At 46.5% G+C, this 26,040-nt stretch carries 24 protein-coding genes and 2 riboswitches; of the genes, 5 read left to right on the plus strand and 19 right to left on the minus strand.

Going from position 1 to position 26,040, the window contains the following annotated elements:
• Positions 1-9: 9 nt before the first annotated feature.
• The 5 genes from WH95_RS04765 to WH95_RS04790 form a co-directional block, all read right to left on the minus strand.
• Entirely contained in the window at positions 10-780 is a 771-nt protein-coding gene (locus WH95_RS04765; RefSeq protein WP_046503721.1) for a class II glutamine amidotransferase, read from the minus strand.
• A 320-nt stretch (positions 781-1,100) separates the two neighbouring features.
• Positions 1,101-3,989, minus strand: coding sequence for an aminomethyl-transferring glycine dehydrogenase (gene gcvP / locus WH95_RS04770; RefSeq protein ID WP_046503722.1), 2,889 nt, complete (start codon positions 3,987-3,989; stop codon positions 1,101-1,103).
• Between the two features lie 126 nt (positions 3,990-4,115).
• Positions 4,116-4,493, minus strand: a complete 378-nt coding sequence (gene gcvH, locus WH95_RS04775; RefSeq protein ID WP_046503725.1) for a glycine cleavage system protein GcvH — start codon at positions 4,491-4,493, stop codon at positions 4,116-4,118.
• A 116-nt stretch (positions 4,494-4,609) separates the two neighbouring features.
• Positions 4,610-5,761, minus strand: coding sequence for a glycine cleavage system aminomethyltransferase GcvT (gene gcvT, locus WH95_RS04780; protein ID WP_046503728.1), 1,152 nt, complete (start codon positions 5,759-5,761; stop codon positions 4,610-4,612).
• A gap of 2 nt (positions 5,762-5,763) precedes the next feature.
• A riboswitch (glycine riboswitch) is annotated at positions 5,764-5,864 on the minus strand.
• A 1-nt stretch (position 5,865) separates the two neighbouring features.
• A riboswitch (glycine riboswitch) is annotated at positions 5,866-5,976 on the minus strand.
• Positions 5,977-6,299: 323 nt separating this feature from the next.
• Positions 6,300-6,866 (minus strand): hypothetical protein, encoded by a 567-nt coding sequence (locus tag WH95_RS04790; RefSeq protein WP_046503734.1) that lies wholly within the window; start codon positions 6,864-6,866, stop codon positions 6,300-6,302.
• 247 nt (positions 6,867-7,113) lie between these two features.
• Here WH95_RS04790 and ispH point away from each other — a divergent pair, with 247 nt between their 5' ends.
• From ispH to rnhA, 3 genes are all read left to right on the plus strand, one after another.
• The gene (gene ispH / locus WH95_RS04795) at positions 7,114-8,082 is read left to right on the plus strand and encodes a 4-hydroxy-3-methylbut-2-enyl diphosphate reductase (RefSeq protein WP_046503736.1); all 969 of its coding nucleotides are present in this window, start codon (positions 7,114-7,116) and stop codon (positions 8,080-8,082) included.
• Positions 8,083-8,148: 66 nt separating this feature from the next.
• Positions 8,149-9,114 (plus strand): homoserine kinase, encoded by a 966-nt coding sequence (locus tag WH95_RS04800; protein ID WP_046503739.1) that lies wholly within the window; start codon positions 8,149-8,151, stop codon positions 9,112-9,114.
• Positions 9,111-9,554 (plus strand): ribonuclease HI, encoded by a 444-nt coding sequence (gene rnhA / locus WH95_RS04805; protein ID WP_046503742.1) that lies wholly within the window; start codon positions 9,111-9,113, stop codon positions 9,552-9,554. The genes WH95_RS04800 and rnhA overlap by 4 nt, the downstream gene beginning before the upstream one ends.
• Before the next feature lie 33 nt (positions 9,555-9,587).
• Here rnhA and WH95_RS04810 read toward each other — a convergent pair whose 3' ends face one another.
• Positions 9,588-10,391 (minus strand): flagellin N-terminal helical domain-containing protein, encoded by an 804-nt coding sequence (locus WH95_RS04810; protein WP_046503745.1) that lies wholly within the window; start codon positions 10,389-10,391, stop codon positions 9,588-9,590.
• A gap of 356 nt (positions 10,392-10,747) precedes the next feature.
• Here WH95_RS04810 and WH95_RS04815 point away from each other — a divergent pair, with 356 nt between their 5' ends.
• Positions 10,748-11,476 (plus strand): DUF1194 domain-containing protein, encoded by a 729-nt coding sequence (locus WH95_RS04815; protein ID WP_157845895.1) that lies wholly within the window; start codon positions 10,748-10,750, stop codon positions 11,474-11,476.
• Here WH95_RS04815 and WH95_RS04820 read toward each other — a convergent pair.
• A complete protein-coding gene (locus WH95_RS04820; protein ID WP_046503748.1) occupies positions 11,473-11,955 on the minus strand; it encodes a peroxiredoxin in 483 nt (160 codons plus the stop codon). The two genes, WH95_RS04815 and WH95_RS04820, sit on opposite strands and share 4 nt — an antisense overlap.
• A gap of 25 nt (positions 11,956-11,980) precedes the next feature.
• A complete protein-coding gene (locus tag WH95_RS04825) occupies positions 11,981-14,020 on the minus strand; it encodes a protein-disulfide reductase DsbD family protein (RefSeq protein WP_046504547.1) in 2,040 nt (679 codons plus the stop codon).
• A 288-nt stretch (positions 14,021-14,308) separates the two neighbouring features.
• On the opposite strand from WH95_RS04825, the gene WH95_RS04830 reads away from it, so the two are divergent.
• Positions 14,309-14,881, plus strand: coding sequence for a YqgE/AlgH family protein (locus WH95_RS04830; protein WP_046503750.1), 573 nt, complete (start codon positions 14,309-14,311; stop codon positions 14,879-14,881).
• 48 nt (positions 14,882-14,929) lie between these two features.
• On the opposite strand, the gene WH95_RS04835 is transcribed toward WH95_RS04830, so the two are convergent.
• The 11 genes from WH95_RS04835 to coxB form a co-directional block, all read right to left on the minus strand.
• Positions 14,930-15,565 (minus strand): GNAT family N-acetyltransferase, encoded by a 636-nt coding sequence (locus WH95_RS04835; protein WP_082113986.1) that lies wholly within the window; start codon positions 15,563-15,565, stop codon positions 14,930-14,932.
• Entirely contained in the window at positions 15,565-16,824 is a 1,260-nt protein-coding gene (locus tag WH95_RS04840; RefSeq protein WP_046503753.1) for a M16 family metallopeptidase, read from the minus strand. Before WH95_RS04840 ends, WH95_RS04835 begins: the two co-directional genes overlap by 1 nt.
• 2 nt (positions 16,825-16,826) lie before the next feature.
• Positions 16,827-18,224 (minus strand): threonine synthase, encoded by a 1,398-nt coding sequence (gene thrC, locus WH95_RS04845; protein WP_046503756.1) that lies wholly within the window; start codon positions 18,222-18,224, stop codon positions 16,827-16,829.
• Positions 18,225-18,360: 136 nt separating this feature from the next.
• Positions 18,361-19,854: a carboxypeptidase M32 gene (locus WH95_RS04850; RefSeq protein ID WP_046503758.1), complete on the minus strand. Its 1,494-nt coding sequence runs from the start codon at positions 19,852-19,854 to the stop codon at positions 18,361-18,363.
• A 50-nt stretch (positions 19,855-19,904) separates the two neighbouring features.
• Positions 19,905-20,657, minus strand: a complete 753-nt coding sequence (locus tag WH95_RS04855) for an SURF1 family protein (protein ID WP_052741812.1) — start codon at positions 20,655-20,657, stop codon at positions 19,905-19,907.
• A 229-nt stretch (positions 20,658-20,886) separates the two neighbouring features.
• The gene (locus WH95_RS04860; protein WP_046503761.1) at positions 20,887-21,684 is read right to left on the minus strand and encodes a cytochrome c oxidase subunit 3; all 798 of its coding nucleotides are present in this window, start codon (positions 21,682-21,684) and stop codon (positions 20,887-20,889) included.
• 34 nt (positions 21,685-21,718) lie between these two features.
• Positions 21,719-22,330 (minus strand): cytochrome c oxidase assembly protein, encoded by a 612-nt coding sequence (locus WH95_RS04865; RefSeq protein ID WP_046503764.1) that lies wholly within the window; start codon positions 22,328-22,330, stop codon positions 21,719-21,721.
• A 2-nt stretch (positions 22,331-22,332) separates the two neighbouring features.
• The gene (locus tag WH95_RS21460; protein WP_204247717.1) at positions 22,333-22,500 is read right to left on the minus strand and encodes a hypothetical protein; all 168 of its coding nucleotides are present in this window, start codon (positions 22,498-22,500) and stop codon (positions 22,333-22,335) included.
• Between the two features lies 1 nt (position 22,501).
• Complete coding sequence (cyoE, locus tag WH95_RS04870) at positions 22,502-23,422, minus strand: heme o synthase (RefSeq protein ID WP_046504554.1); 921 nt, start codon at positions 23,420-23,422, stop codon at positions 22,502-22,504.
• A 91-nt stretch (positions 23,423-23,513) separates the two neighbouring features.
• Complete coding sequence (gene ctaD, locus WH95_RS04875) at positions 23,514-25,115, minus strand: cytochrome c oxidase subunit I (protein ID WP_046503767.1); 1,602 nt, start codon at positions 25,113-25,115, stop codon at positions 23,514-23,516.
• Between the two features lie 80 nt (positions 25,116-25,195).
• Positions 25,196-26,029 carry a cytochrome c oxidase subunit II gene (coxB, locus tag WH95_RS04880; RefSeq protein WP_046503770.1) on the minus strand — a complete coding sequence of 278 codons (834 nt, stop codon included), beginning with the start codon at positions 26,027-26,029 and terminating at the stop codon, positions 25,196-25,198.
• Positions 26,030-26,040 lie beyond the last annotated feature (11 nt).

The raw sequence follows: 26,040 nt of genomic DNA on the forward strand, positions 1-26,040 counted from the left end.
CGTGAGGTCCTAGACCTTAAGAGAAACAATCTCTTTAACATTGGAATTATGCGCGACGAGCACATGCGATGCGGGCACCTTGTTCCACCCTTCTTGATCATCCGTTAATGGCTCGGAAACGACCACCAGATCGCCGTCTTTATATCGCCAGTACAATGATGGGGCAAAACGATCACTGGAATGCCTGAGGCAATAAAGGCGATCACCATCTGTTATCGCCATCGTGCAGCGAAACGGCTCTGTAATGTTTCGTTCAGCCTGTAGTGTCTCCACAGTCTCGACCATCTTGCGAATTGCATTAACCGGATTTTCTTCTAGGCCAAAGTTAAACAACATATAAAACAGGGCCTCACTGTCTGTTGTCCCCATACGTTTTGTATAGTGTTCATCGGTGATAAATGCCTCTAGCGGTCGCCTGAACTGTTCATAGCCCCCAACCTGGCCATTATGCATCCCCATCCAATGCTTATAGGAAAAGGGATGACAATTAGCGCGGGATGTTGCGGTTCCTGTAGAAGCCCTAACATGAGCAAAAAAATGCGATGATCGAATCTGGGATGCCAAGTGCTGTAGGTTACAGTCATTCCAGGCAGGCATTGTTTCTCTGTACAGACCCGGTTCTTCCCGCTGTCCATACCAACCCACACCGAAACCGTCCCCGTTTGTCGCAACTTTCGCTTCAACAGCATGTTGTGATTGTTCCACAAGGGAATGTTGCGGTTTAAAAAGTAACTCTTCCAAGAAAATTTCTTGTCCAGAATAGGCCAGCCAACGGCACATTAAGTTTCTCCAAATTACAAAGGGCAGAGAAAAATTGCTCTTGAGCCCCAACAGAGTATGGGAAATATATCAAAAGAATGACCTTATGTTACCTACATTCAATGTATCAGCAATAGACATCTTGATTATTATAAAATAAAAAAAGGAGTTCGTGTTTACACACGAACTCCAGTCCCAGCAATGGACGGGAACAGGGTGCGGCCCTATCCCAAGTATGTCAGGCCGTCCCTTGCCTAACATACACGCCCTATGAGGACGGAGAGATCAGATTTAACGAGACACCCAGCAATGGTCCCATCTGGTCTCTCCGCTATAGCGGCCTATTCAGCCGCATCCCGATAGCTCTCGATTGAAGGGCAAGAGCAAACTAGATTACGATCACCATAAACGTTGTCCACACGTCCAACAGGCGCCCAGTATTTTCCGTCACGCAAACTTTCTACCGGATAGGCTGCTTCTTCGCGTGTATAGGGGTGATCCCAGTTTTCAGACAACATAGATGCAGCAGTATGCGGTGCATTACAAAGCATGTTGTCTTCAAGTGGTAATTCACCAGAAGCTACGCGGCCAATTTCTTTACGGATAGAAATCATTGCATCTGCAAGGCGATCAATCTCGTACTTGGACTCTGATTCAGTTGGCTCAATCATCAATGTACCAGGTACAGGGAAAGACATTGTCGGGGCATGGAAACCATAATCGATCAAACGCTTGGCGATATCATCAACTGTAATACCGATGTCGTCTTTAAGTGGGCGAACATCAATAATACATTCATGAGCAACCATCCCGTTCTTGGATGTGTAAAGAACCGGATAGTGATCAGAAAGACGTTTAGCCAGATAGTTCGCATTCAAGATCGCCATCTGTGTTGCCTTTTTCAGACCAGAGGCCCCCATCAGCTTTAGATAGGTCCATGTGATCGGAAGAATGCTTGCAGATCCCCAAGGTGCAGAAGTAACAGCACCCTGCCCTGTCTCTGGGCCAGCTTCAGCAACCAGAGAATGATTCGGCAAGAAAGGCGCCAGGTGTTTACCAACACCGATCGGGCCAACACCCGGTCCCCCACCACCGTGTGGAATGCAGAATGTTTTATGCAGGTTAAGGTGCGAAACATCACCACCGAACTTACCCGGCTTAGCCAGTCCAACCATAGCATTCATGTTGGCGCCATCGACATAAACCTGTCCGCCAAAGTCATGAACAATGCCACATGTTTTACGAACCTCTTCCTCAAACACACCATGTGTTGAAGGATAGGTAATCATGATCGCCGCCAGATTTTCCTGGTGCTTTTCAGCCTTGGCATAGAGATCGTCGTTATCGATGTAACCTTCGTCATCGCAGTTAACAACGACAACTTTCATGCCTGCCAGGGCAGCGGATGCAGGGTTTGTTCCGTGTGCAGATGCCGGAATCAGACAGATATCGCGCTGCGTATCGCCCCGGCTTTCGTGGTACTTGCGAATAGCAAGCAGACCCGCATATTCCCCCTGAGAACCAGAGTTCGGCTGTAGCGACACGGCGTCGTATCCGGTAACTTCAACCAGCATATCTTCCAGATCTTTGATCAGCTCAAGATAGCCTTCGGCCTGATCAAGAGGAACGAATGGATGAATTTCACCAAATTCAGGCCATGTAACCGGAATCATCTCTGTGGCAGCATTCAGCTTCATGGTGCAAGAACCCAATGGAATCATTGCACGATCAAGCCCGATATCCTTGTCACAGAGCTTGCGCAGATAGCGCATCATTTCTGTTTCAGAATGATAACTATTGAATGTAGGATGCGTCAGGAAGTCTGTACGACGAACCGTAGCAGCAGGAATACTGCTCTCAACTGAATCATCCAGTGCATCAACAGATTGCCCTGAAACGCCGAAGACGCTCCAAAGAGTTTCAACATCACCACGGGTTGTTGTCTCATCGATGGAAATACCAAGAGTATCCCCATCAACAACACGAAGGTTCATTTTGTGATCACGAGCTTTAGCGGCGATATCGTTGGCTTTACCAGCAACAGAAAGTGTCAGAGTGTCAAAGAAGCTGTCATACACAACTTCCACACCACCGGCTTTTAGACCAGCAGCCAGGATAGAGGCCAGACGGTTCACACGACGTGCGATCGTCTTCAGGCCTTCAGGACCGTGATAGGTCGCATAGAAGCCAGCCATATTCGCGAGCAACGCCTGTGCTGTACAGATGTTACTGGTCGCTTTTTCACGGCGGATATGCTGTTCCCGGGTTTGAAGCGCCATGCGAAGAGCTGGCTCGCCATGAGAATCAACAGACATTCCAACAAGACGCGCAGGAATAGAGCGCTTGAATTTATCATGTGTCGCAAAGTAACCAGCGTGTGGTCCACCAAAACCCATTGGGACACCAAAACGTTGTGCGGAACCAATCGCAAAGTCAGCACCAAGTTCACCCGGGCTTTTGATAAGTGTTAGCGCAAGGATATCAGCAGCAATGCCGGCAAGACCTTTGTTTTCCTGAACCGCCGCGATCAAATCGCTGTAATCTTCGATACGACCGGAAGTTCCGGGATACTGGAACAGCGCACCATAAACAGCTGTAGGATCCAGATCTTTGCGCGGATCACCGATAACGACTTCGTAACCCAGAGCTTCTGCGCGTGTTTTGATAACCGAGATACTTTGAGGCAAGAGATCCTGATCAACAAAGAAAGCCTCTGCTTTACTTTTTGCAACACGACGACAGAACGTCATGGCTTCAGCAGCGGCAGTACCTTCGTCAAGCATAGAGGAATTCGCCAGTTCCATACCTGTAAGATCACTGATCATTGTCTGATAGTTCAGGATCGCTTCCAAGCGCCCCTGAGAAATCTCTGCCTGATACGGCGTATAAGATGTATACCAGCCCGGATTTTCCAGAACGTTTCTCAGGATAACTTTAGGAACGTGTGTTCCATAGTACCCCATACCAATGAAGGATTTGAACACCTTATTTTTGGATGCGAGTGACTTGGCATGAGCAAGAACATCAACTTCTGTCTGACTCTCAGCCATAGCAAGCGGGGCAGTCTCACGAATTGCTTCCGGCACTGTTTTATCGGAAAGCTCTTCCAAAGAACCAAGACCCAAAAGCGCAAGCATTTCCGTTTGCTCAGCATCATTAGGCCCGATATGACGGCGAACAAAATCAGTTTTTTGTTCTAGGTCTTTTAGAGACACATTTGTATCAGACATGGCGAATTCCTTAATTAGTAAACCAATGCACAGCTTCCTTGCAGAAGCTGGCATCAATCAAACGTACTTAGCTGAGATTACAAATACTCAGATTTTCCCAACACCCAAAATCAACGATTAGAGGTATTATCCCTGACCTTCGATAAAGGCTTTGTAGCCGGCTTCGTCCATCAACTGTTCAAGCTGTGAAGCATCCGTAATCTTCGCTTTGTAGAACCAGCCTTCACCCATTGGGTCAGAGTTCACCAGACTTGGCTCATCAGCCAAAGCTTCGTTACCGGCGATCACTTCACCATCACAAATCGCGTAAACTTCACTTGCAGCTTTAACAGATTCAACAACCGCAGCTTCGTCACCTTTTTCCAGGTCTTTTCCTTCGTCCGGAACTTCAACGAATACAACGTCACCAAGCTGCTCTTGAGCAAATTCTGTGATTCCAACGGTACCGACATCACCGTCGACAAGAATCCATTCGTGGTCTTCACTGAATTTAAGTTCGCTCATAATCCTGATCCTCTAATAAATTGTTTTTATTTCAGAGCTTCGTAATTGGGACGTTGCTCTGCGTTATCGTGAGTTTTCTCACTATAAATATTTCCCAAGCGCTCTGTTTCCCAGAACTATCCTCGGAAATAACTCTTCTGTTCAAATGGCATTTTGACCACTTTACACGGCATTTCCTTGCCGCGGACCAGAGCATTCAAAGCTGTATCCGGTGCCTTGTAATCGGATGCCACGTAAGCAATGGCAATTGGACCGCCAACAGAAGGCCCAAAGCCGCCGCTGGTTACTTTACCAACAACCTCACCATCGGCGTTTGCAATTTCAACACCTGGACGCAATGGGGCGCGTCCTTCTGGCAAAATACCAACCAAACGTCTTGGGGCACCGTCAGCAATTTGTTTTAGGATGATATCATCACCCGGGAAACCACCGTCAGCTCTGCGGCGTTTTTGAATAGCCCACAACAAGCCAGCTTCGATAGGCGTTGTTGTCGTATCAATATCGTTTCCATAGAGACAAAGACCTGCCTCCATACGTAGCGAATCACGCGCACCAAGGCCTGCGACTTCAACTTCAGGCTCGTCCAGCAAACGGCGAACAATAGCAACGGCCTTTTCCGCCGGGATTGCAATTTCATAACCATCTTCGCCAGTATAGCCGGAACGACTAACCTGACAGCTCACCCCGTCAATTTCCAGTGTCATGAAAGTCATGAATTTCATATCGGCACAGCGGGCATCAAAACGGGCCAATACATCAACAGATTTTGGCCCCTGTAGCGCGATCAAAGCATTGTCATATTCGACTTCTACGTCAACTTGATCACCGATTTTCGATTTGATGTGTGCAATATCAGCATCTTTACACGCTGCGTTGATCACCAAACTTAATCCACCCGGTACTTTGGTGATCATCAAATCATCAAGGATACCACCTTCGTCATTCGTGAAAAAGCTGTAACGGATTGAGTTTTCGGCAAGATTTTCTAAATCAGCTGGAAGAAGACTTTCCAGTGCAGGGATCGCATTATCACCCATCAGGCGTACGATGCCCATGTGAGACACATCAAAAATCGCCGCAGAAGCACGTGTATGCTTGTGTTCTGTCATGATGCCAGCAGGATACTGAACAGGCATAGAATAACCTGCGAAAGGAACCATTTTGGCACCAAGTTCCACGTGCAGATCATAAAGAGGTGTTTTTTTAAGGTCTTCCGACATAACCAAGCTCCAGAACACATAAGGTAAAACACAACGGCAACGAGCCATTGCATCCCCCTCTGTCTTCGAACCTGAGAGATTCACAAAAGATGTTTATCACCTTTTGCTTACTCCGTCGGTGTCTCGCAGTACGCAAAACTTTCCAGAGTTGCCTGCCTCTTGCGGTCCATGTGCCTGAGAGTTTCCGGGGCGGTTGCTCCTTCGGCGCTGCCCGTATTGTTTCGCTTAAGAAACTTTACGGCAATCTCTCCCGCGAGAGGTATTCCAGCAATAGTCAAATTGTCTTGCAACAACCTAACTTAGCTAGAGATTTACCCTCTTCTGAAAAAAAGTCAACCACAGACGACACAAATTCCAGCGAACACGACAAATAACCAGCAATAACAAATAGTTATTTCCTAAAGGAAATTTTTAACCCTCAGATTCACAAGAGGACACTATCAGAAACGCAACCGATTTAACGATAACGACCCCAATAGTCCCCCACGACATTAGCCGCATCTGTTTTTATCGCATGACTTTACGCATAAGGATTTGATGGACTTTGGAATCGAATAAAGCTGAAAGCCTTTTGATCTGAAATCGCTTATATTTTAGTTCGGTTATAATAAAGCTCGCTTCGCGTCAGCTCAAAACCGATGAAGATGATATAATCATCACCTGTTTTACCATTACGCAAAGGTATCGTCGGGAAAATATTGTCCACCAGGGCAACAGACGTTCTATTTCCCTCGAAAGGAGCAACAAGATCAAAGGATTCACGGCTTAGAATTTTACGGTCATGTGTGGCAACCGCAACAAAATAGTTAAACCTTGCGGCACCATCGCTGGCGGGGCCTTGTGTCAACTCAAAACGCACGACAACCTGATTATTCAGATTATTTGTTTCTTCATCCAGAACGCAGACATTGGCGAAGTTATTGATCGACGCTTCAAACGCAACATCGGTTAAATCACGCCCCTGCCCTTGAAAACGGGTCATTTCTTCTGCTTCCTTAAGCACAATAATCTCTGGACATGCAGGGGGTGCTTTTTCAGGCTCGATCAAACCACAACCGGAAAGAACAAGACCAGAAAAAACCAAGGATACTATGGAATATGCGCCCGATGGAAAAGGAATGCGCGACACGACGTTGGAGAACAGGCGACCCATAAATGTTCTATCCCTTAATCTGACAAGGATTAAAATGACTTAAGCGAGCCAATCCACGTGTTCATAGCTCAGCTATAGATGAATATCTTTCGTACGATTACTCCTAAATACAAAGATACCAAGACAGAAGCAAGCATCCGATGTTTAAGATAACGCTGATTAGCTCTTTTCTCGGCATCAGCACTGTATTAGTTTCGCGGTTATTACAGATGGGCTATTCTCATCAACAGCTGTACGGACGGATAATATGAACAAAAACGATCTCACGATACTTCTCGCCAGCCCACGAGGTTTTTGCGCCGGTGTCGATCGTGCCATTGAGATTGTAGAACGTGCCCTCGTCAAACACGGGGCGCCCGTTTATGTTCGCCATGAAATTGTTCACAACAGGTATGTTGTAGAATCCCTGGAACAAAAGGGTGCTGTTTTTGTCAAAGAACTTGATCAGGTTCCCGAAGGTCTTCCTGTTATTTTCTCGGCCCATGGTGTTCCCAAATCCGTACCTGCCGCAGCACAGGCCCGTGAGCTTTTATACTTTGACGCCACGTGCCCTCTGGTAAGTAAAGTTCACAGAGAAGCAGAGCGCCATGAAAAAGACGGACGCATGGTCATTCTTATTGGCCACGCCGGGCACCCGGAAGTTATCGGGACAATGGGACAGCTAGACAAAGGCTCCATTGTGCTTGTCGAAACCGAAGAAGATGCTGAAAACCTGTCAGTAGAAGATCCAAATAATCTTGCATTTGTCACCCAGACAACCTTGTCAGTTGATGACACTGCTTCCATCGTCAAGATCCTGATGCGACGGTTCCCAAACATGTTAGAACCGAAAAAAGAAGATATTTGTTATGCCACTACCAATAGACAGGAAGCTGTAAAGGCAATCGCAACAAGGTGCGACGCGTTGCTGGTAATCGGCGCCCCCAATTCCTCAAATTCAAAGCGTCTCGTGGAAGTGGCTTACAAACAAGGCTGTGAAAAAGCAGCCTTGGTACAGCGTGCCACAGATATCAAATGGGATGCCCTTGATGGCGTAAAAACACTGGGTATAACAGCTGGGGCGTCTGCACCTGAAATCTTGGTTGAAGAAGTAATTGATGCATTTAAAGATCACTACAATGTATCAATTGAAGAAATAAATATCAGGGATGAAAACGTTATTTTTAAAGTCCCTAAAACGTTGCTTGATACACCTGCAACAAAAGATATTCGCTAAGCACCTGAAAATCAGGTCAAACCAAGACACGAATTCATCAAGACATCTATTTTCATTGAGACCAGAATGGCCGTTTATACAGAAGTTCCAGATGATGAAGTTGAAAACTTCCTCACCGAATATGACATCGGTGATGTCCTCTCTCTCAAAGGTATTGCCGAAGGGGTAGAAAACTCAAACTACATCCTTCATACCACTATGGGGCATTATATTCTCACGCTCTATGAAAAACGTGTTGAGAAAGCAGATCTCCCCTTCTTTTTGGGTTACATGCAACACTTGGCTAACAACGGGATCTCTTGCCCTGTTCCGGTAGCTGGTAAAGATGGCCAAAGTTTAAAAGAACTCTGTGGGCGGCCCGCTGCCATTACGACATTTCTTGATGGTATGTGGCCAAGACGCATCCAGCCCTTTCATTGCCGTGCGCTTGGAAAAACAATGGCCGAGATGCACCTAGCTGGACAGGATTTTTCATTACAAAGGCCCAACGCCCTGTCTGTAAAAGGCTGGAAGGAAGTTTTAGATGCCTGTGAGGGAAAAGGTGAACAGGTTAAAACAGGTCTGACAGATATCCTCAACAAAGAGTACGAGTTCCTTGAAACGGAATGGCCGACGAGCCTTCCACAAGGGGTTATTCATGCCGATATGTTCCAGGATAATGTTTTCTTTATTCACGAAAAGCTATCGGGAATAATTGACTTTTATTTCGCCTGTAATGATATCTTGGCCTACGAACTGGCGATCTGTCTGAATGCTTGGTGTTTTGAACAGGATAATTCCTTTAACATCACAAAAGCTCAACTTATGCTTAGGGCTTATCAAGAGGTTCGCCCGCTAGAAGAGGATGAAATTAATGCTCTCCCCATACTGGCCCGTGGAGCATCTCTTCGATTTTTACTGACAAGGCTCTATGACTGGGTAAATCATCCAGAAGGTGCTTTTGTGAAACCCAAAGACCCTATTGAGTATTTGAACAAGCTGAAATTTCACCAGTCCGTCAAAAGCATTTCTGATTATGGAATAACCCTATGAACCAAAGAACACCTGTAGAAATCTTCACTGACGGGGCTTGTTCTGGTAATCCTGGGCCAGGCGGTTGGGGTGCTTTACTGAGATATAAAGACACAGAAAAAGAGCTGTGTGGTGGTGACGCAGAGACGACCAACAATCGCATGGAGCTTCAAGGAGCAATATCAGCGTTGAATGCCCTTAAAAAGCCATCCTATATCATTCTCACAACCGATAGCGTGTATGTAAAAGACGGCATTACAAAATGGATTTTTAACTGGCAAAAAAACGGATGGAAAACCGCTAACAAGAAACCGGTTAAAAACGCTGAACTGTGGCAAGATTTGATTCAAGCCCTCAAACCCCACGACGTAGAATGGCGATGGGTGAAGGGCCACGCAGGGCATCCTGAAAACGAGCGTGCAGACGAACTCGCACGCAAAGGCATGGCCGAATTTAAATAGGGCCATGCCTTAAATCGTGTAACAAGCGAGATTCTAGCCTTCTAGAATTTTAAGTAGTGCTTGCGGATTCTTATTCGCCTGAGCCTGCACAGCAAGCTCTGCTTCATTCAGAACTTTGGAGGTAACCAAGCTGGTTACCTGTGCAGCAATGTCTGCATCAGCAATGGCTGAATTCGCCGCAGATACATTTTCGATCTGGCTGGCAATGTTTTCACCCGCAACTTCAAAGCGGGAAACAGTTGCGCCAATTTCTGCTCTGGCGTTGCTGACTTGATTGATCGCGTTATCAATCGCACCAATGGCTGTTGTTGCATTAGCAGCGGTATCTACAGTTAAACCCGATATTCCCAGGGCCGTTCCCGTGACATCAACGCCATCAAGAGAAATTGTATCCCCGACATCTGTCCCTACAAGGAAATCAGAGCTGTCGGTATTATCCAGAAGTCCACGACCATTGAACGTGGTCTGATTCGCAATTTCAGAAACTTCATCTCTGATTTGAACGAACTCAGCATTAATTGCCTGAAGACTGGCAGGATCTTGTGTTCCCCCCAAAGCTTGCGCTGCAAGCTCCTTCATACGCATTAAACCATCGGATATTCTGGCAAGTCCACCATCTGCAATTTGCCCTATACTGGCGCCTTGCGCAGCGGTGGCAGCATTTTGATTAAGAACAACAGTATCTGATTGCAAAACAGTTGAAATAGCCAATGAAGCCGCCGCATCGGAAGCCCTTGGAATATTAGAACCACTTGCGAGTTTATTAAGACTATTTTGCTGCAAACGTGAATTTTGCAGTGACGCCGCATTAATCGACGCGCCATTAACGGTAGGCATTTGACCGTCTCCAATACTTAGAGAATGTTACGCGCATACCTGCGCAGTGCACCAATACTATTCCTGTTATTTTGAGCCCATTGGTCAAAAAAATCAATATTTTACATATTCAAAGCACATTATATTTTAATAAAATTTTAGCTAATTTCTATATGACTAACAAAAAAGCTATTTTTTCAATTATTTGCTTGGTTAATTCCATCGTTTTTTCCTCATACATTTACAATGCAGCCCGGATTTCAACAGAGTCGCAATTTTGTGATTTATTGATATAAACTTGCAAAAATAACAAAAGAACACATCAAATTTTATTATGAGGTAAGATATAAAACTCTTTCATAAAGCTCGACATACACGTGAACACAACTCTGAAAAAGTTCCTAACGCGAATATCAATCCTTGTAACGCTTGTCGCAACGATAACAGTCACGACAAGCCGCAGCCAGGCACAAAGACTGGCTGTAGATATGGAGTTGATACTAGCTGTGGACTGTTCATACAGTGTCAGTCAAGCCGAGTACCAATTACAGATGAACGGCTTGGCTCGTGCCCTTCGTTCACCAGCCGTGAACAGGGCAATTCACGCCGGACATTACAAAAGAATATCCATTGCATTGATTCAATGGTCAGGGTCAAATAATCAGGTTGTCTCTATTCCCTGGACTGTCATAGGTTCCCCGAACTCGGTTGCAGCACTTTCAGAAAGAATAGGTAAATTACCCAGGCATGTTGCTATTGGGCCAACGTCGATCTCTGCCGTTATTGCCAAATCACTTCATATGTTCAACAACTCGCCCTATCGCTCGTACAGAAAAGTGTTAGACATTTCCGGCGATGGGCGAAACAACGATGGCGTTCCCGCCCACTTCTTACGAGATGTTGCCATAAAAAAAGGCATAACGGTTAATGGTCTCGCAATTATAAACGAAACACCAACTTTACATCATTATTTTCGAAATGCGGTAATCGGTGGGCAGGGAAGCTTTGTTATAAAAGCAAATTCCTATGAAGCTTATGAATATGCTATTCAGAAAAAACTCGTACGGGAAATCGCTCCCCTACCCATTGTACAAAACACCTTCTAGAGGTCCTTTAACAGAACCTCTGCTGCAGATGCTTCATACGCACCAGCTTCCTCAACATGAAGGGATGCAACAACGCCATCCTTGATCAGCATAGAAAATCTGGCAGAACGCTGCCCAAGACCAACACCCGAAGCGTCAATCGTTAGCCCGACACCATTGGCAAGTTCACCCAATCCGTCCGCCAGCATCATGATATCACCTTCTGGATCAAGTAAATCGCCCCATGCTTTCATGACAAATGGGTCGTTGACGGACATGCAGGCAATAATATCAACGCCCTTATCCTTTAACTTCTGGGCATTATCCTTATAACTTGGAAAATGCTGTTCCTGACAGGTTGGTGTAAAAGCACCGGGAACAGCGAAAAAAGCAACTGTTTTACCCGCGCAGAATTCAGCAAAATCAATTTTGTCGATACCATCAGCATTCTTGTTCCATACGGAAGCTGATGGAACTTTATCTCCAACTGAAATCGTCATGTTATTTCCAATCAATAGGTTAAATTTATTGTTTCGATGCTTGTCCAAAAGCACTTAACACTTCATCAATGGTTAAAAGCTCTGACAACACTATCCCTTCGGGTGCGCCGGGACCATAGATAATATTAAAAGGAATTCCATAACGGTTATAACTTTCCAGATAAGCCGTAATCGTATCACTTGGCAGGGTCCAGTCAGCCTGCATCGGCACGACATTGTCATCTAGCAACAATGCCAAGACCTCATCCTTTTCCAGAACAAGCTTCTTATTTACCTGACAGGTAATACACCAGTCAGCCGTGACATCTACGAAAACCACGTTGCCTTGGGTCACTTCAGCAACGATTTCTGCCTGATCAAACGGCGTCCAGTAATCCGCTGCAGGTACCTTTTCAGAAGAAGCTGAAAACTTGTACGGAACTGCCAAAGAGAGGATAGCCAGAAAAGAAACAACAATCGCCCGCTTTCCAATTGCAAGCGATTTAACAGCCAAAGCAATCATTCCAAGGATTAAAAGAACCGCAACGAGAGCTGTTGCCAACCAACCGATCTGAACCAAGAGTACAGACAAAAGCCAAACAACCGTTCCCAGCAAAAGCAATCCAAGAACACTTTTCAGCCAGATCATCCAGGTTCCTGGCTTGGGGAGGAAGCTTGCAAGCTTTGGTTTGGCTGCAACAACCAGATAGGGCAGCGACATACCAACACCCAAGAAGGTGAAAATTGCAAAAATCTCCCAAGTTCCCCGCGACAAAGCAAACCCCACAGCCGTCCCAAGGAACGGAGCCGAACAGGGTGTCGCCAAAAGCGTGGCAAACATTCCCTTGAGAAAATCACCGCTGATCCCCTGTTTTTCACTGGCAGTCACTGCACGATTAACAACCCCACCCGGTGCCAGGAACTCAAACCATCCAAACAGGTTTGCCGCAAACAATGATACAATACCGCTCATCGCGATAAGAAACAGCGGTTGCTGGAACTGTATACCCCACCCCACAGAAAAACCCGCGACTTTCAATAAAGAGGCCGCAGCAGCCAAAATCCAAAATGAAGTAAGAATACCAAGACTTGTTGCGAGAAAGCTTTTACGAACACCGTGATGATTGCCTTGTTCATGCTTGATCACCGACATCAGCTTCAAAGACAACACAGGCAAAACACAAGGCATCAGATTCAGAATAAATCCGCCTAAAAGGGCCAATCCAAAGATTGGAACAAATGCGAAAAGCCCAGAACTTTTATCCCCGGAAGTATCTTTGTATCTGGAAACAGTTTTAAGTTCTGCCCCCTTTGTTCCATCAACAAGAGATAGCGTAATCTGCTTACCTTCCAAAACGCCCTTTGTTTCCTTGTGGGTCGAAACCGGTATTGTAAATTCAGCCTTGGAACCATTCTCGAGCAGAACAACTTCAGGTGCAGAAAATGAAAAACCCGGTGGGCCTTCGACAATGACATCAGGTTTTTGAAAGCCATGCCCCATGGCAGATCCATAAACCTTAAGAACCATGTCTTCTCCGCTGCCTTCGAGAAAACTGTCCGTAACATCTAACTCAGTTTCTGCACCGAGCCCCGGGACCTGGCGAACATATGTATCGACAAGACCCGCTTCTAATGAGGGAAATGCTTCCCCTGCCGGAAGACGTATCGTCACTTCAGCATCAAAGGGAATACATATTTCTTTGCAAAGTAAATAACTGGCCGTGCCCCGCAAGATAACATCTTTTTGCGGGTCTTTCGCCTGTATCTCAAATGGGAAAACAACTTCTTTGCTATAACCAAACGTCTGCAAACCAAAAAGCGTAAAGCGATGCGGAACCGGCCAGTAAAACTGCCAAGATTCCAGATTATCACTTCCGGTCAGGTCAAGAGAAACGGGAAAGCCAGCATCCCCCGGTGATCGCCAATAGGTCTTCCAGCCTTCTTTCAACTCAAACTGTAGCCCCAGCATTACCTTTCCGGCTTCACCGAGTGTTTCCTGTCCTGTTACCAGACGAACACGGGAAAACTCTTCTTCTGACCAAGGGGAAGAGGCACCGTGAGCGGTATAAGAGGAAGAAAAAAGCATAAAGAAAACAAGCAATATTCTGCCTAGAGAGCTGCACAGATCGCTGTTTGTCTTTTCCCATAAAAACCGCATGTATTCTTAACTTCCAGCTTGGATCAACATCATAAAATTGATGCTGTATTTTCTATTTTAAATTTTGTCTTTTATAAATATTAAGATGTAAATCTATATACTATATAATAAATATGACGATGTGGCGGAATGCCTCGGTCTTAGTAATCACCATAAGACCTTGAGAAAACGCAACGATCAACACCTCAATATCTGTACAAGAGGAACAAAATATCAATGACAAGCTTTCAGAGTAACGGTTATTTGACCGGTAAGTTACTGATAGCCATGCCACAGATGACAGATTCACGCTTTGTGAAATCAGTCATATACATCTGCGCCCACAATGAAGATGGCGCCATGGGCCTTGTTGTTAACCAACTCATTGAAAGCTTTTCTTTTGTCGACCTTCTAGAGCAACTAAAAATCCCCCCCACAGAAGCATCATCCCAGATCAAGGTTCACTTTGGTGGTCCTGTCGAATCAGGTCGTGGCTTTGTTTTGCATAGTAATGATTACCAGCAAGATGGAACCATGCCAGTAGACGAAACAATCTCCATGACCGCAACTGTTGATATTTTAAGCGATCTTGCGAACAACAAAGGTCCGGAAAAGAGCCTGCTTGCTCTTGGATATGCGGGATGGGGCCCCGGACAGCTTAATGACGAACTACACCAAAATGGCTGGCTGGTCGCAGATCAGGATGATGAAATACTCTTTGGGCCAAACTTGATGGACAAATGGAACCTCGCTATGTCCAAGATTGGCATCGATCCCGCTTTATTATCAGGGGAAGCCGGGCACGCCTGATGAGTAATTAATATTTACAACACATTTTTTCGGGGGCTGAATACCACACTAGGCCTTGACCTCTTTCACAGGTGGTACATTTATCCAGCCACGGCGCGACAAGCGCGGATCATTTTGTAGAAGCGCAAAGGTTATGTGGTCTTGCCACATTGCATTAATTTTTAAATACCCCCGCGCTTTCCCTTCTTCCTGAAAGCCAACTTTCTTAAGCACCGACTGACTTGGGCCATTATGTTCCAGACAAGCCGCTTCCAAGCGGTGAAGCCCTAATTCGTCAAAGGCATAGTCAATCAATACTGACAGGATTTCTGTCATATAGCCCTTGCCTGCATGTGCTTCGCCCATCCAATACCCAATTGTTCCCATATAGGCAGCACCGCGACGTATATTACCCAAGGTAATACCGCCAAGCATGGTATGTTCATCACGGGAAAAGGCATAAAAAGTATAGCCCGCGTCATTCCGCCAATCATGCTTGTATGCCCGAAGCTTGTCCCGAAAGGATGATCTGGTCAGATTATCACTGCCCCAGGTAGGTTCCCATGGGGATAAAAAATCACGGCTTGCCCGACGTAGATTGGACCACTCTTTCCAGTCACCAGACTGGGGGGCACGCAGGTAAACTCGCTCGTTCATCAAGCGCAGTTTCCGCATGTCCCAATGGCTCATTCCACTTAAAAACATTAAGCAACAAACCTCTTTTGCAACTGTTCTCTGTTTTCCAGATTACCAAGAGGCCCCATTGCAGCTAGCGTTATTGGACTTTTTAAGAACTGCTGAGCGAAATCCTGAACCATGCCAACATCAACAGCATCAATTTTAGCAACCGTTTCCTCAACCGGGATTGCACGATCAAAAATCATAAGCTGCTGCGCAAGCTGTTCACAACGAACACCCGTGCTTTCTCGTCCCATCAAGATAGATGCCTTTAACTGTGTTCTCGCTCTGACGATTTCTTCTTCGGTGACCGAAGAAGAAAGTTCCATCAACATATCGGACACAACAGGAACAAGTTCACTGACCTCTTGCTCTCCTGTACCAGCATAAATACCAAACAGACCATTATCCATAAAGCTCGAGACAAAAGAATAGATGGTATAGACAAGGCCACGCTTTTCACGGATTTCCTGGAACAGACGCGAAGACATTCCACCGCCGAACAAAGTCGAGAGAACATTGGCTGCGTAATAATCATCACCCGCAAACTCGGCGCCTTTGAAACCAAGCAATAGATGGACCTGTTCAAGGTCTCTGTTTTCCCGGAATTCTCCACCAGTGTATTCAGACTGAGGCAAAGGCCCAAGGTTAACTTTGCCAAGGTTACCAAATTGTTCTTCGGCCAACGTTACAAAGGTACGATGATCAACATTACCCGATGCGCAGACCACCATAGTATCACTACCATAGTTGCCAGATAAGTAGCTGCGAAGATCTTCAGAGCTTAACCGACTAACAATATCGCCACGCCCAAGCACTGGGCGCCCAAGAGCTTGAGAACGAAAAGCGGTCTCCTGAAAATGATCAAAGACGATATCATCCGGCGTATCATTTGCCTGACCAATTTCCTGCAAGACCACATGACGTTCTTTTTTAAGCTCATCTTCGTCAAAAAGTGGCTTCTGTAGAATATCTGCAACTGTATCCAATGCCAGAGGTACGTCGTCTTTCAGGACCTTAGCATAAAAGGCCGTATTTTCCCGCGACGTATAAGCATTCAGCTGCCCACCAACTGCTTCGATCTCTTCAGCAATATCAAAAGAGCTACGTTTTTCAGTCCCTTTGAACACCATATGCTCTAGCAAATGGGCAACACCGTTTACATCTGCACCTTCATGCCGGGCACCAACGCCAATCCATGCCCCTAAAGAAACAGATTCTACCGCGTCCTGACGATCAGTCGCGACCCGTAAGCCATTAGACAGTGTCGAAATTTCAATCGTCATTTCTAACTGTTTCTCCGACGGGACAGCACCATGTCTTTTAGTTTACCCAAATCATTTTCCATAACTTTGTATTGTTCTTCCCGATCAAAAAGATCCGCCATGTGTTCGGGGAGTTCAGGCGTAACACCGGAAGCTTTGTGAACGGCATCTGGGAACTTGGCTGGATGTGCCGTCGCCATACAGGCCATTGCGGGCACATCGTCTCGTACTTTGGCAACAGCCGCAGCAACTGCAATCACAGAATGCGGGTCAAACAATTCACCTGTTTGTCCGTAGTATTTTTTAATTTCTGCCAATGTCTGATCATCATCCAGGCGATAGGCATCAAATAATCTAAGGGCACGTTGATGACGCGCAGGCTCCAGATCAAAATTCCCCTTTTCGCGGAACGATGTCAAAGCGGCCTCAACCGCTTGACCATCCTGATCAAGTAAATCAAACAACAGACGTTCAAAGTTACTTGAAACCTGAATATCCATGGACGGAGACAAGCTGGGTTCAACCGGGTTCATTGTCATTGAACCTGTTTCAAAGAAACGGGTCAGAATATCGTTGCGGTTCGATCCGACGATCAACTGAGAAACCGGAAGTCCCATTCTACCTGCTGCATAGGCCGCAAAAACATTACCAAAGTTCCCCGTCGGGACAGAAAAGCCAACTGGACGATCTGGCGCGCCAAGAGCAACACCTGCGGCAAAATAATAAGCAATCTGGGACATAATCCGTGCCCAGTTGATGGAGTTTACCGCCGAAAGATTAACTGAATCACGGAAATCCTGATCATTGAACATTGCCTTCACATGATCCTGGCAATCATCAAACGTCCCCTCAAGCGCAACATTGATAACATTGTGTGATGTTACTGTCGTCATCTGGCGTCGCTGCACTTCGGAAACCCGGCCATGAGGATGTAGAATGTAAATATCAATCTGGTCCCGATCTCTACATGCTTCAATTGCCGCAGACCCCGTATCACCAGATGTCGCCCCAACAATCGTGATTCGCTCACCCCGTTTTTTAAGAACATAGTCAAAAAGACGCCCGAGCATCTGCAAGGCAAAATCTTTAAACGCAAGCGTTGGTCCGTGGAACAGCTCCATAACCCAGATGCGCCCGTCTATCTGCTTTAGCGGTGCCACAGCCGAATGCCTGAAGGCAGCATAGCTGTCATCAACAATGGCCTTCAGATCTTGATCAGGGATAACACCAGCAACAAATGGCTTTACAACGCGAAAGACAATTTCCGTATAGGGTTGCCCGGCCATATCGCGGATTTCTTCGGCAGAAAACTGCGGCCAGCTTTCTGGAAGATAAAGACCACCATCCCGCGCCAGTCCGGCAAGGAGTACGTCGTCAAAGTTAAGGGCTTCTGCTTGCCCACGCGTGCTGATGTATTTCATGATTTCCTAAACCGTTACTTTTGCAACGTTACAAGCCCACAGGGCTAAAGCCAAAAACCTTACTGCGCCTTTATCCTGGCAGCAAGTAAGATCAATTTTACTATGGTTTTCTTCTGACAAGATCAAGTTTCAAGATTTAAACATCAAGATATCTAGACTTCAAATGTGCCTTGAATACCTGTGGATCCAGCGGATGGCCAGTGACTCTCGTCAATAATTCATCCGTTGAAAGGAAAGAACCCCACGCATGAACATTTTCATTCAGCCAGCCCATAAGTGGCTTAAAGTTTCCTTGGGCTAATGCTGATGGAATTTCAGGCACGGCCGTTTTTGCAGCGGCGAACAGCTGTGCAGCAGCCATAGCGCCCAAGGTATAGGTTGGGAAATATCCCCACGCCCCGTCATACCAATGAATGTCCTGAAGGCAGCCAAGAGTATCATTTGGAGGACGAATACCCAGCAACTTCTCTAGACCGTCATTCCACGCCTGTGGCAGATCTTCAAGCCCCATAGATCCCTTGATCAATTCCTTTTCCAAACGATACCGCAGGATAACATGGGCTGGATAAGTGACTTCATCCGCATCGACCCGAATGAAATCAGGCTTAACTTTGTTATAGATGCGCTGCATGTTATCCGCTGACCACGCAGCACCCTGTCCAGCGAAAGCACTTTTTGCTTTTTCTGCCACAAACGAAACAAATTCCTGGCTACGGCTGGCTTGCATTTCAATAATAAGCGACTGGCTTTCATGCATCGTCATACCACGGGCAGCCCCAACAGGCTGCAATCGCCATTCTTTTGGCAAGTTCCGCTCATACATCGCATGACCGGTTTCATGAAGAACACCCATCAACGACGTCATAAAATCAGTTTCGTCATATCGCGTAGTTATCCGGATATCATCCGGTACACCACCACAGAATGGGTGCAAGCTGACATCAAGACGACCATGGTTAAAATCAAAGCCCACAGCCTTGATCATTTCGCGACCGAGTTCCTCTTGCGCTTTCAAAGAAAAGGGGCCATCAGGCATCACAGCTGCGGTTTCTGACGCCTGCTTTTCCAGCACGGCCTGTGTGAAGTCTGGTAAAAAGGCCGCAAGGTCATCAAAAATCGCATCAATGCGCATTGACTTACCACCGGGTTCAAAGTGATCCAGCAAGGCATCATAGGTATCGCACTCAAAAAGCTCGGCTTTAATCTTGGCTTCTTGCTGCGTCAGATTAAGAACCTCTTTCATAGCTGGCAGGATCGACGCAAAGTCATTATTTGGACGCGCTTCACGCCAGATCATCTCACAACGTTTACCAGCCTTGGTCTGTGCCTCAACAAAATCACCGTCAAGTGCCGTCGCATGCCGCCAAATGCGCTGCATCTCGCGCAGATTGGCTAACTGCCAACTACCAAGATCTCCCTTAGCTTCCAACGCTTGATCAAACAGATCCTTAACTTCACTACTGGTCAAAATTTCATGTTGAACACCACTCAAAGCAGCAAGCTGCTCCATTCTGGCTTCAGCACCTCCGGCTGGCATTACTGTGGACATATCCCAGCCAAGAACGCCACTGGCTTCACCGATGGCGTTCATACGACGAAATTTTTTCTCAAGAGCTAAGTAAGCTGACATTTCACATTCCAATCAGGCAACAAACCATCCACACGGTGAATGATTATAATTTAGTCGTCTTCCCGTTTCTCAACAGGCCGATAATGATAGATGAAATAAATCACGGCAAGAATCAACGCCATGGCATACCAGGTTATGACATATTCCAGATGGTTATTAACCAGCTCGATCCGGGTCTGCCCACCAAGGGGATAGCCTCCTGGATTTTCGGCAGGTCCAGCATCCAGATAGACGCTCATAACCGGGTTTGACAGCCCTGTTTTCTGGCTCATTTCTTTGATGTCTGTATAGAACCAGAAATTATCTTCCGGATCATTCTCGGGTCTAACAAACTCATAGCCTTTCCATCCACCAACGCGAAGAAGACCTTCGAGTTTGACTGTCCCCTCAATCTGACCTTCCGGGCGCGCAGCAGGATCTTTTAAGTCAGAAGGAACAAACCCGCGATTAATCAAAATTTGCCGCCCATCAGTCATCGCAAAAGGGGTAATGATTTGAACACCCAACTGTCGATCCAGTGATCGTGCGCCCATGATAAGCTCTTTATCGTGCAGGAACTCACCCTCTACCCAGACGTTGATAAACTCATCCGCCTGTGGGTCAGCAACTTCACCCGGATATGTTTCCGTAAAAGAAACCGCCGCAGCCGACGCGCGATCTGTGCGTAACGCAATTTGTTCTTTTTTCCACTCCATACGTGATAGCTGCCAAGTGCCCAAGGCAATGGCAATGATAACAACAGGAATGGTAAAAATAGTAGGCCAAAAGGTTGGCTGGAAACGGCGTGCACTGCCTTTAGTCATAATTGACAAATCCTGTGTCGCTAGCTGTTAATCATAGTCGAGCGCAACCATAAGGCCTTTGTTGGTACAGAGCAAAGCGATTGAGTCTTTTGTAATAAGAAAAATACGGTTTATTTACTGCAAAATGCAAAGATGGCCGTGTCTTAACCGGGGGACATAACTCCCCCATATTTAAGACACGGCCATCTTTAAATTGAAACTGTTTCAGGTTACCCCTGAATGGTTGGAGTTAACCACCCCACCAGTAAACAGCAGCAAATAGGAACAACCAAACAACGTCCACGAAGTGCCAGTACCAGGCGGCAGCCTCGAAACCAACGTGCGCTTCAGGTGTGAAGTGACCTTTTTTCGTACGGATCAAACATACAAAAAGGAAGATCGTACCAACAATAACGTGAAAACCGTGGAAACCAGTCGCCATGTAGAAGGTAGAAGAATAGATGTCATCTGTGAAACCGAATGCAGCATGGCTGTACTCGAAAGCCTGAAGTGCCGTAAAGATAACACCCAAAGCCACAGTAATCATCAAGGCGTGTACAGCCTGTTTTTGTTCACTGTTCAAAATCGCATGGTGTGCCCATGTTACAGAACAACCGGATAGCAACAGGATCAACGTGTTCAGGAACGGCAGATCAAAGGCATCAAATGTTTCAACACCCGCAGGCGGCCAAACACCCCCGATAACTTCACTCGGGTAGAAAGCTGCAGTGAAATAGGCCCAGAAGAATGCCACAAAGAACATAACTTCAGACGCAATGAACAGCACCATGCCGTAACGCAAGCCAATACGAACCACAGGGGTATGCAGGTGACGAACATAAGCTTCGTTCACCACGTCACGCCACCAGGCATAAGCACAAATAAGAACCGATGCGATACCCGCATAGAGAACCATGTTTGTATAGTCATGCATCATCATGACAAGACCTGTTGCCATCAAGCCGGCAGCAAAAGCTGTCAGCAAAGGCCAAGGGCTTGGATCAACCAAATGATACGGATGTTTTACTTCGTCGTGCCCTGCACTCATGATATCCCTCTTAACCAGACGCTGTTGCGTATTGTTAATTGATCTCTACAACCGGTTTATTTCCGGTGTCATTACCCAAATCACCTACATCCATACTATCCTCGTCTTCTGTATCCCGGAAGAAAGTATAGGACAGAGTGATTGTTTTTACGTCACTGAGATTCGGATCATTCTCTATTTCCGGATCAACATAGAAGGTAACTGGCATGTCAACTTCCTGTCCCGGTAACAGAGTCTGTTCTGAAAAACAGAAACATTCTACTTTTACGAAATACTGACCGGCCTTTAGCGGCGTTACATTGAATGTAGCAACCCCCTTGACCTTATCATCAGACGTATTTTTTGCGCGATAAAACGCAATTCCTTCTTCCCCGACCTTAAGATCAACTGCGCGCTGCGCAGGCTTAAAGTGCCAGGGCAGATCCCCGTTTACTGAGGAATCAAACCGAATAGTCACATCGCGGTCTGTCACAACCAGATCATCCGTCGCACCAACTTCGGAAACCTGTGTTGTACCGCCATAACCGGTAACCTGACAGAACAGACGATAGAGCGGTACAGACGCAAAAGCCAACGCCACCATTCCACAGACGACACCGCCCAGAATGATTGCAACGCGTGCATTTTTACCACCAGTAACAGACATTCTTATTTCAATCCCATCTTCACGATCGTTATGGTGTAAACCAACAGGATAAAACCGATCAAAACACCCAGAATAGCCCAGTTACGGCGCTTTCTTTGTTTATGGATCTCTTCAGAGTTTTCCACAGTAGGATATTTTGGCGTTTTGTTCTCTGACTCATTTATGGACATATCAACCACCAATCAAACTCATAATACCCGGTGCCCGATCAATGATCAGAACGGCAAAGAGAACAAAGAGATACAAAATTGAATAGAAGAACATCTTGCGGGCATGACGGTCTTCTTCAGAACGTAGCACCTTGATGTTCAACCAAAGAAAATATGAACTCGCGATCAGCGCCACAGCCCCATACACCAAGCCTGCAACATTGAAATATACAGGGGCCAACACAACCGGGAAAAGGGCAATGGTATAGACCAGCATCTGCCACTTTGTGTTTCTACGCCCGGAAACAACTGGCAGCATCGGCACTTTAGCGGCTGCATAATCGCCATCTTTATAAAGTGCCAAAGCCCAAAAATGCGGCGGCGTCCACATAAAGATAACAAGGAACAGGACAATAGATTCAATAGACACCGTTCCGGTTACTGCCGCCCACCCGATCATCGGAGGAAATGCACCGGCAGCCCCCCCAATGACAATGTTTTGTGGCGTACGACGCTTTAGGAACATGGTGTACACAAAAACATAAAAACCGTTGGCCAAAGCCAGAAGTACCGCAGCGGTCCAATTCACTGCCAAGCCCATAATCATTACAGAGAACAGACTTAAAATAACCCCAAAGCTCAAGGCAACGTCCGGCGCCATACGACCAGCCGGGATCGGGCGTTTTTTAGTACGTGACATAATCGCGTCAATATCGCGGTCATACCACATGTTAATTGCCCCGGCGCCACCGGATGCAATTGCAATACAGAACAGGGCAATAATCCCCAGGAAGGGATGAATAGTGCCCGGAGCAACCATCAAACCGGAGAATCCGGTGAACACAACAAGGTACATGACACCTGGCTTCATCAAAGCCCAGAAGTCAGCAACCTGCGCAACACCGCTTAAAGAAGCCGTATCCGTTGTTGTTGTATTTTCCATAGATGTATCGGTCACAAATTTACTCCTGATCAAATCCGGCCATTAACATCGAACATATGATGCAATGGCCGGATCTTATAGCTAGCTACCGTTATTTGATTTTTGGCAGCTCGTTAAAGCAGTGGAACGGTGGAGGAGAAGATACTGTCCACTCCAGCGTAGTCGCACTTTCACCCCATGGGTTATCTTCGACACGACGGCCAAACTTCATCGTCCAGATAGTAAGAAGAACAAAGAAGATTGTTGCACCAAAGGTAATGTAAGCACCATAAGAGGAAATCGCGTTGAACCCAGCATAGGCATCAGGGTAATCAACGTAACGACGTGGCATTCCCTGCAAACCCAGGAAGTGCTGTGGGAAGAAGATCATGTTCACACCCACAAACGTCAGCCAGAAGTGAAGATGACCAGCCCACGCAGGGTAATCACGTCCGGACATTTTGCCCATCCAGTAGTACATGCCAGCGATAATCGCAAAGACAGCACCAAGGCTGAGAACATAGTGGAAGTGCGCAACCACATAATAGGTATCATGCATTGCCAGATCCATACCGGAGTTCGCAAGAACCACACCTGTCACTCCACCAACGGTGAAGAGGAAGATAAAGCCAAGCGCCCAGACCATTGGCACCGTAAAGCGGAGTGAACCACCCCACATCGTCGCAATCCACGAGAAGATCTTAATCCCCGTCGGAACGGCAATCACCAAGGTTGCCGTTGTGAAGTAAGCACGTGTGTTCACATCAAGACCGACAGTGTACATGTGGTGTGCCCAAACAACGAAACCAACAAAGCCAATTGCACACATCGCATAGGCCATACCGAGATACCCAAACACAGGCTTACGGCTGAAGGTAGAGATGATGTGGGAAATGATACCAAATCCAGGCAGGATCATGATGTACACTTCGGGGTGACCAAAGAACCAGAACAGATGCTGATACAGGATCGGATCGCCACCTTTGGCCGGATCGAAGAAAGAAGTTCCAAAGTTACGGTCGGTCAACAACATGGTGATCGCGCCACCAAGAACAGGCACAGCCAATAGCAACAGAAACGCAGTCACGAGCATGGACCACACAAAAAGAGGCATTTTGTGCAAAGTCATGCCAGGCGCACGCATGTTAAAGATCGTTGTGATGAAGTTTACTGCACCCAGAATGGATGAAGCACCCGCCAAGTGAAGCGCAAAGATCGCCATATCAACCGATGGCCCCGACTGTCCAAAGGATGAGAGCGGCGGATAAACCGTCCACCCCGTACCTGCACCTTCACCAACCAGCGCAGAGCCAAGAAGCAGAAGGAACGCAGGAACAATCAACCAAAAGGAAATGTTGTTCATACGCGGGAAAGCCATATCCGGAGCACCGATCATCAAAGGAACAAAGTAGTTCCCGAAACCACCGATAACCGCAGGCATCACCACAAAGAACACCATGATAAAACCGTGTGCCGTTACGACAACGTTCCACCACTGACCGTTTGGTTCACCATCAGTCAAAAAGTACTGTACGCCTGGTTCTTGTAGCTCCAGACGCATGTACACGGAAAATGCGCCACCAATCAAAGCGGCAATTACTGAAAAGATCAGATACAAAATACCGATGTCTTTATGGTTGGTCGAACAAAACCAACGGGTAAAGAACCCTGGCATGTGATCATGATCGTGATGGGCTTCAGCAGCAGTACCCATATCTCATATCCTCATTTCGTTTTTTTGAGCGCTTCTCTTGGCGCTATAACCGATTAAACGGCGAAATCTATCGAAGCTTCTCAGTTAAGCTGAGCAACCTGTACGGAACGATCGTCTTCAATCGCGGCAAACTCTTCTTTGGCGAAATCGACCCACTTGTCGAATTCTTCCTTGGAAACAGCTTTGATCATGATCGGCATATAGGAATGACCTGTACCACAAATCTCAGAGCACTGACCGTAGTATGTGCCTTCGGCATTTACTTCGAACCATGTCTCGTTGATACGACCCGGCACACCATCAAGCTTTAGTCCCATGGATGGCATAGCGAATGAATGGATCACATCATCTGCAGTTACCAAAAGACGAACTTTGGTATTTACAGGAACAACAATCGCATTATCGGTTGCCAGCAAACGTGGCTCTCCTGGCTCTAGTTCATCTTCGGCCTTCATATAGGCATCAAATGTAAAGTCGCCTTGATCTGGATACTCATAAGACCAATACCACTGCTTGCCGATCGCTTTAATCGTCATCTCGGTATTGGGATTGCTGTCCGCCGCGTATAGAATCTTGAACGAGGGGATCGCGATAATCACCAAAATGATTACTGGCACAGCTGTCCAGATGATCTCAAGAAGTGTGTTATGGCTTGTCTTTGATGGCACAGGGTTACGTTTCTCGGAGAAACGGAACATCACATAAAGCAATAGAAGCAGAACGACCACACAAACTGCAGTAATGATATAAAGCAGAAGATCGTGAAATTCTTCCAATGCAACAGCTGTCGGAGAAGCGGCATCTTGCAGACCAAGACCCCATTCAACTGGCTGAGAGGCGTGACCAGTAGCAGCCAAACCGCCGAACAGTGCAACAGCACTAATTAGATAGGCAATCCGTTTCAGAAACGTCATGTACTCAACAT

The sequence above is a fragment of the Kiloniella litopenaei genome (assembly GCF_000982415.1).
Taxonomy (GTDB): domain Bacteria; phylum Pseudomonadota; class Alphaproteobacteria; order Kiloniellales; family Kiloniellaceae; genus Kiloniella; species Kiloniella litopenaei.

Bases quoted from the DNA above. Each gene is read 5' to 3' on its own strand.
- WH95_RS04765 (WP_046503721.1), bottom strand. From the start codon at position 780: ATGTGCCGTTGGCTGGCCTATTCTGGACAAGAAATTTTCTTGGAAGAG.
- gcvP (WP_046503722.1), bottom strand. From the start codon at position 3,989: ATGTCTGATACAAATGTGTCTCTAAAAGACCTAGAACAAAAAACTGAT.
- gcvH (WP_046503725.1), bottom strand. From the start codon at position 4,493: ATGAGCGAACTTAAATTCAGTGAAGACCACGAATGGATTCTTGTCGAC.
- gcvT (WP_046503728.1), bottom strand. From the start codon at position 5,761: ATGGCTCGTTGCCGTTGTGTTTTACCTTATGTGTTCTGGAGCTTGGTT.
- WH95_RS04790 (WP_046503734.1), bottom strand. From the start codon at position 6,866: ATGGGTCGCCTGTTCTCCAACGTCGTGTCGCGCATTCCTTTTCCATCG.
- ispH (WP_046503736.1), top strand. From the start codon at position 7,114: ATGAACAAAAACGATCTCACGATACTTCTCGCCAGCCCACGAGGTTTT.
- WH95_RS04800 (WP_046503739.1), top strand. From the start codon at position 8,149: ATGGCCGTTTATACAGAAGTTCCAGATGATGAAGTTGAAAACTTCCTC.
- rnhA (WP_046503742.1), top strand. From the start codon at position 9,111: ATGAACCAAAGAACACCTGTAGAAATCTTCACTGACGGGGCTTGTTCT.
- WH95_RS04810 (WP_046503745.1), bottom strand. From the start codon at position 10,391: ATGCCTACCGTTAATGGCGCGTCGATTAATGCGGCGTCACTGCAAAAT.
- WH95_RS04820 (WP_046503748.1), bottom strand. From the start codon at position 11,955: ATGACGATTTCAGTTGGAGATAAAGTTCCATCAGCTTCCGTATGGAAC.
- WH95_RS04825 (WP_046504547.1), bottom strand. From the start codon at position 14,020: ATGCTTTTTTCTTCCTCTTATACCGCTCACGGTGCCTCTTCCCCTTGG.
- WH95_RS04830 (WP_046503750.1), top strand. From the start codon at position 14,309: ATGACAAGCTTTCAGAGTAACGGTTATTTGACCGGTAAGTTACTGATA.
- WH95_RS04835 (WP_082113986.1), bottom strand. From the start codon at position 15,565: ATGTTTTTAAGTGGAATGAGCCATTGGGACATGCGGAAACTGCGCTTG.
- WH95_RS04840 (WP_046503753.1), bottom strand. From the start codon at position 16,824: ATGACGATTGAAATTTCGACACTGTCTAATGGCTTACGGGTCGCGACT.
- thrC (WP_046503756.1), bottom strand. From the start codon at position 18,224: ATGAAATACATCAGCACGCGTGGGCAAGCAGAAGCCCTTAACTTTGAC.
- WH95_RS04850 (WP_046503758.1), bottom strand. From the start codon at position 19,854: ATGTCAGCTTACTTAGCTCTTGAGAAAAAATTTCGTCGTATGAACGCC.
- WH95_RS04855 (WP_052741812.1), bottom strand. From the start codon at position 20,657: ATGACTAAAGGCAGTGCACGCCGTTTCCAGCCAACCTTTTGGCCTACT.
- WH95_RS04860 (WP_046503761.1), bottom strand. From the start codon at position 21,684: ATGAGTGCAGGGCACGACGAAGTAAAACATCCGTATCATTTGGTTGAT.
- WH95_RS04865 (WP_046503764.1), bottom strand. From the start codon at position 22,330: ATGTCTGTTACTGGTGGTAAAAATGCACGCGTTGCAATCATTCTGGGC.
- WH95_RS21460 (WP_204247717.1), bottom strand. From the start codon at position 22,500: ATGTCCATAAATGAGTCAGAGAACAAAACGCCAAAATATCCTACTGTG.
- cyoE (WP_046504554.1), bottom strand. From the start codon at position 23,422: ATGGAAAATACAACAACAACGGATACGGCTTCTTTAAGCGGTGTTGCG.
- ctaD (WP_046503767.1), bottom strand. From the start codon at position 25,115: ATGGGTACTGCTGCTGAAGCCCATCACGATCATGATCACATGCCAGGG.
- coxB (WP_046503770.1), bottom strand. From the start codon at position 26,029: ATGACGTTTCTGAAACGGATTGCCTATCTAATTAGTGCTGTTGCACTG.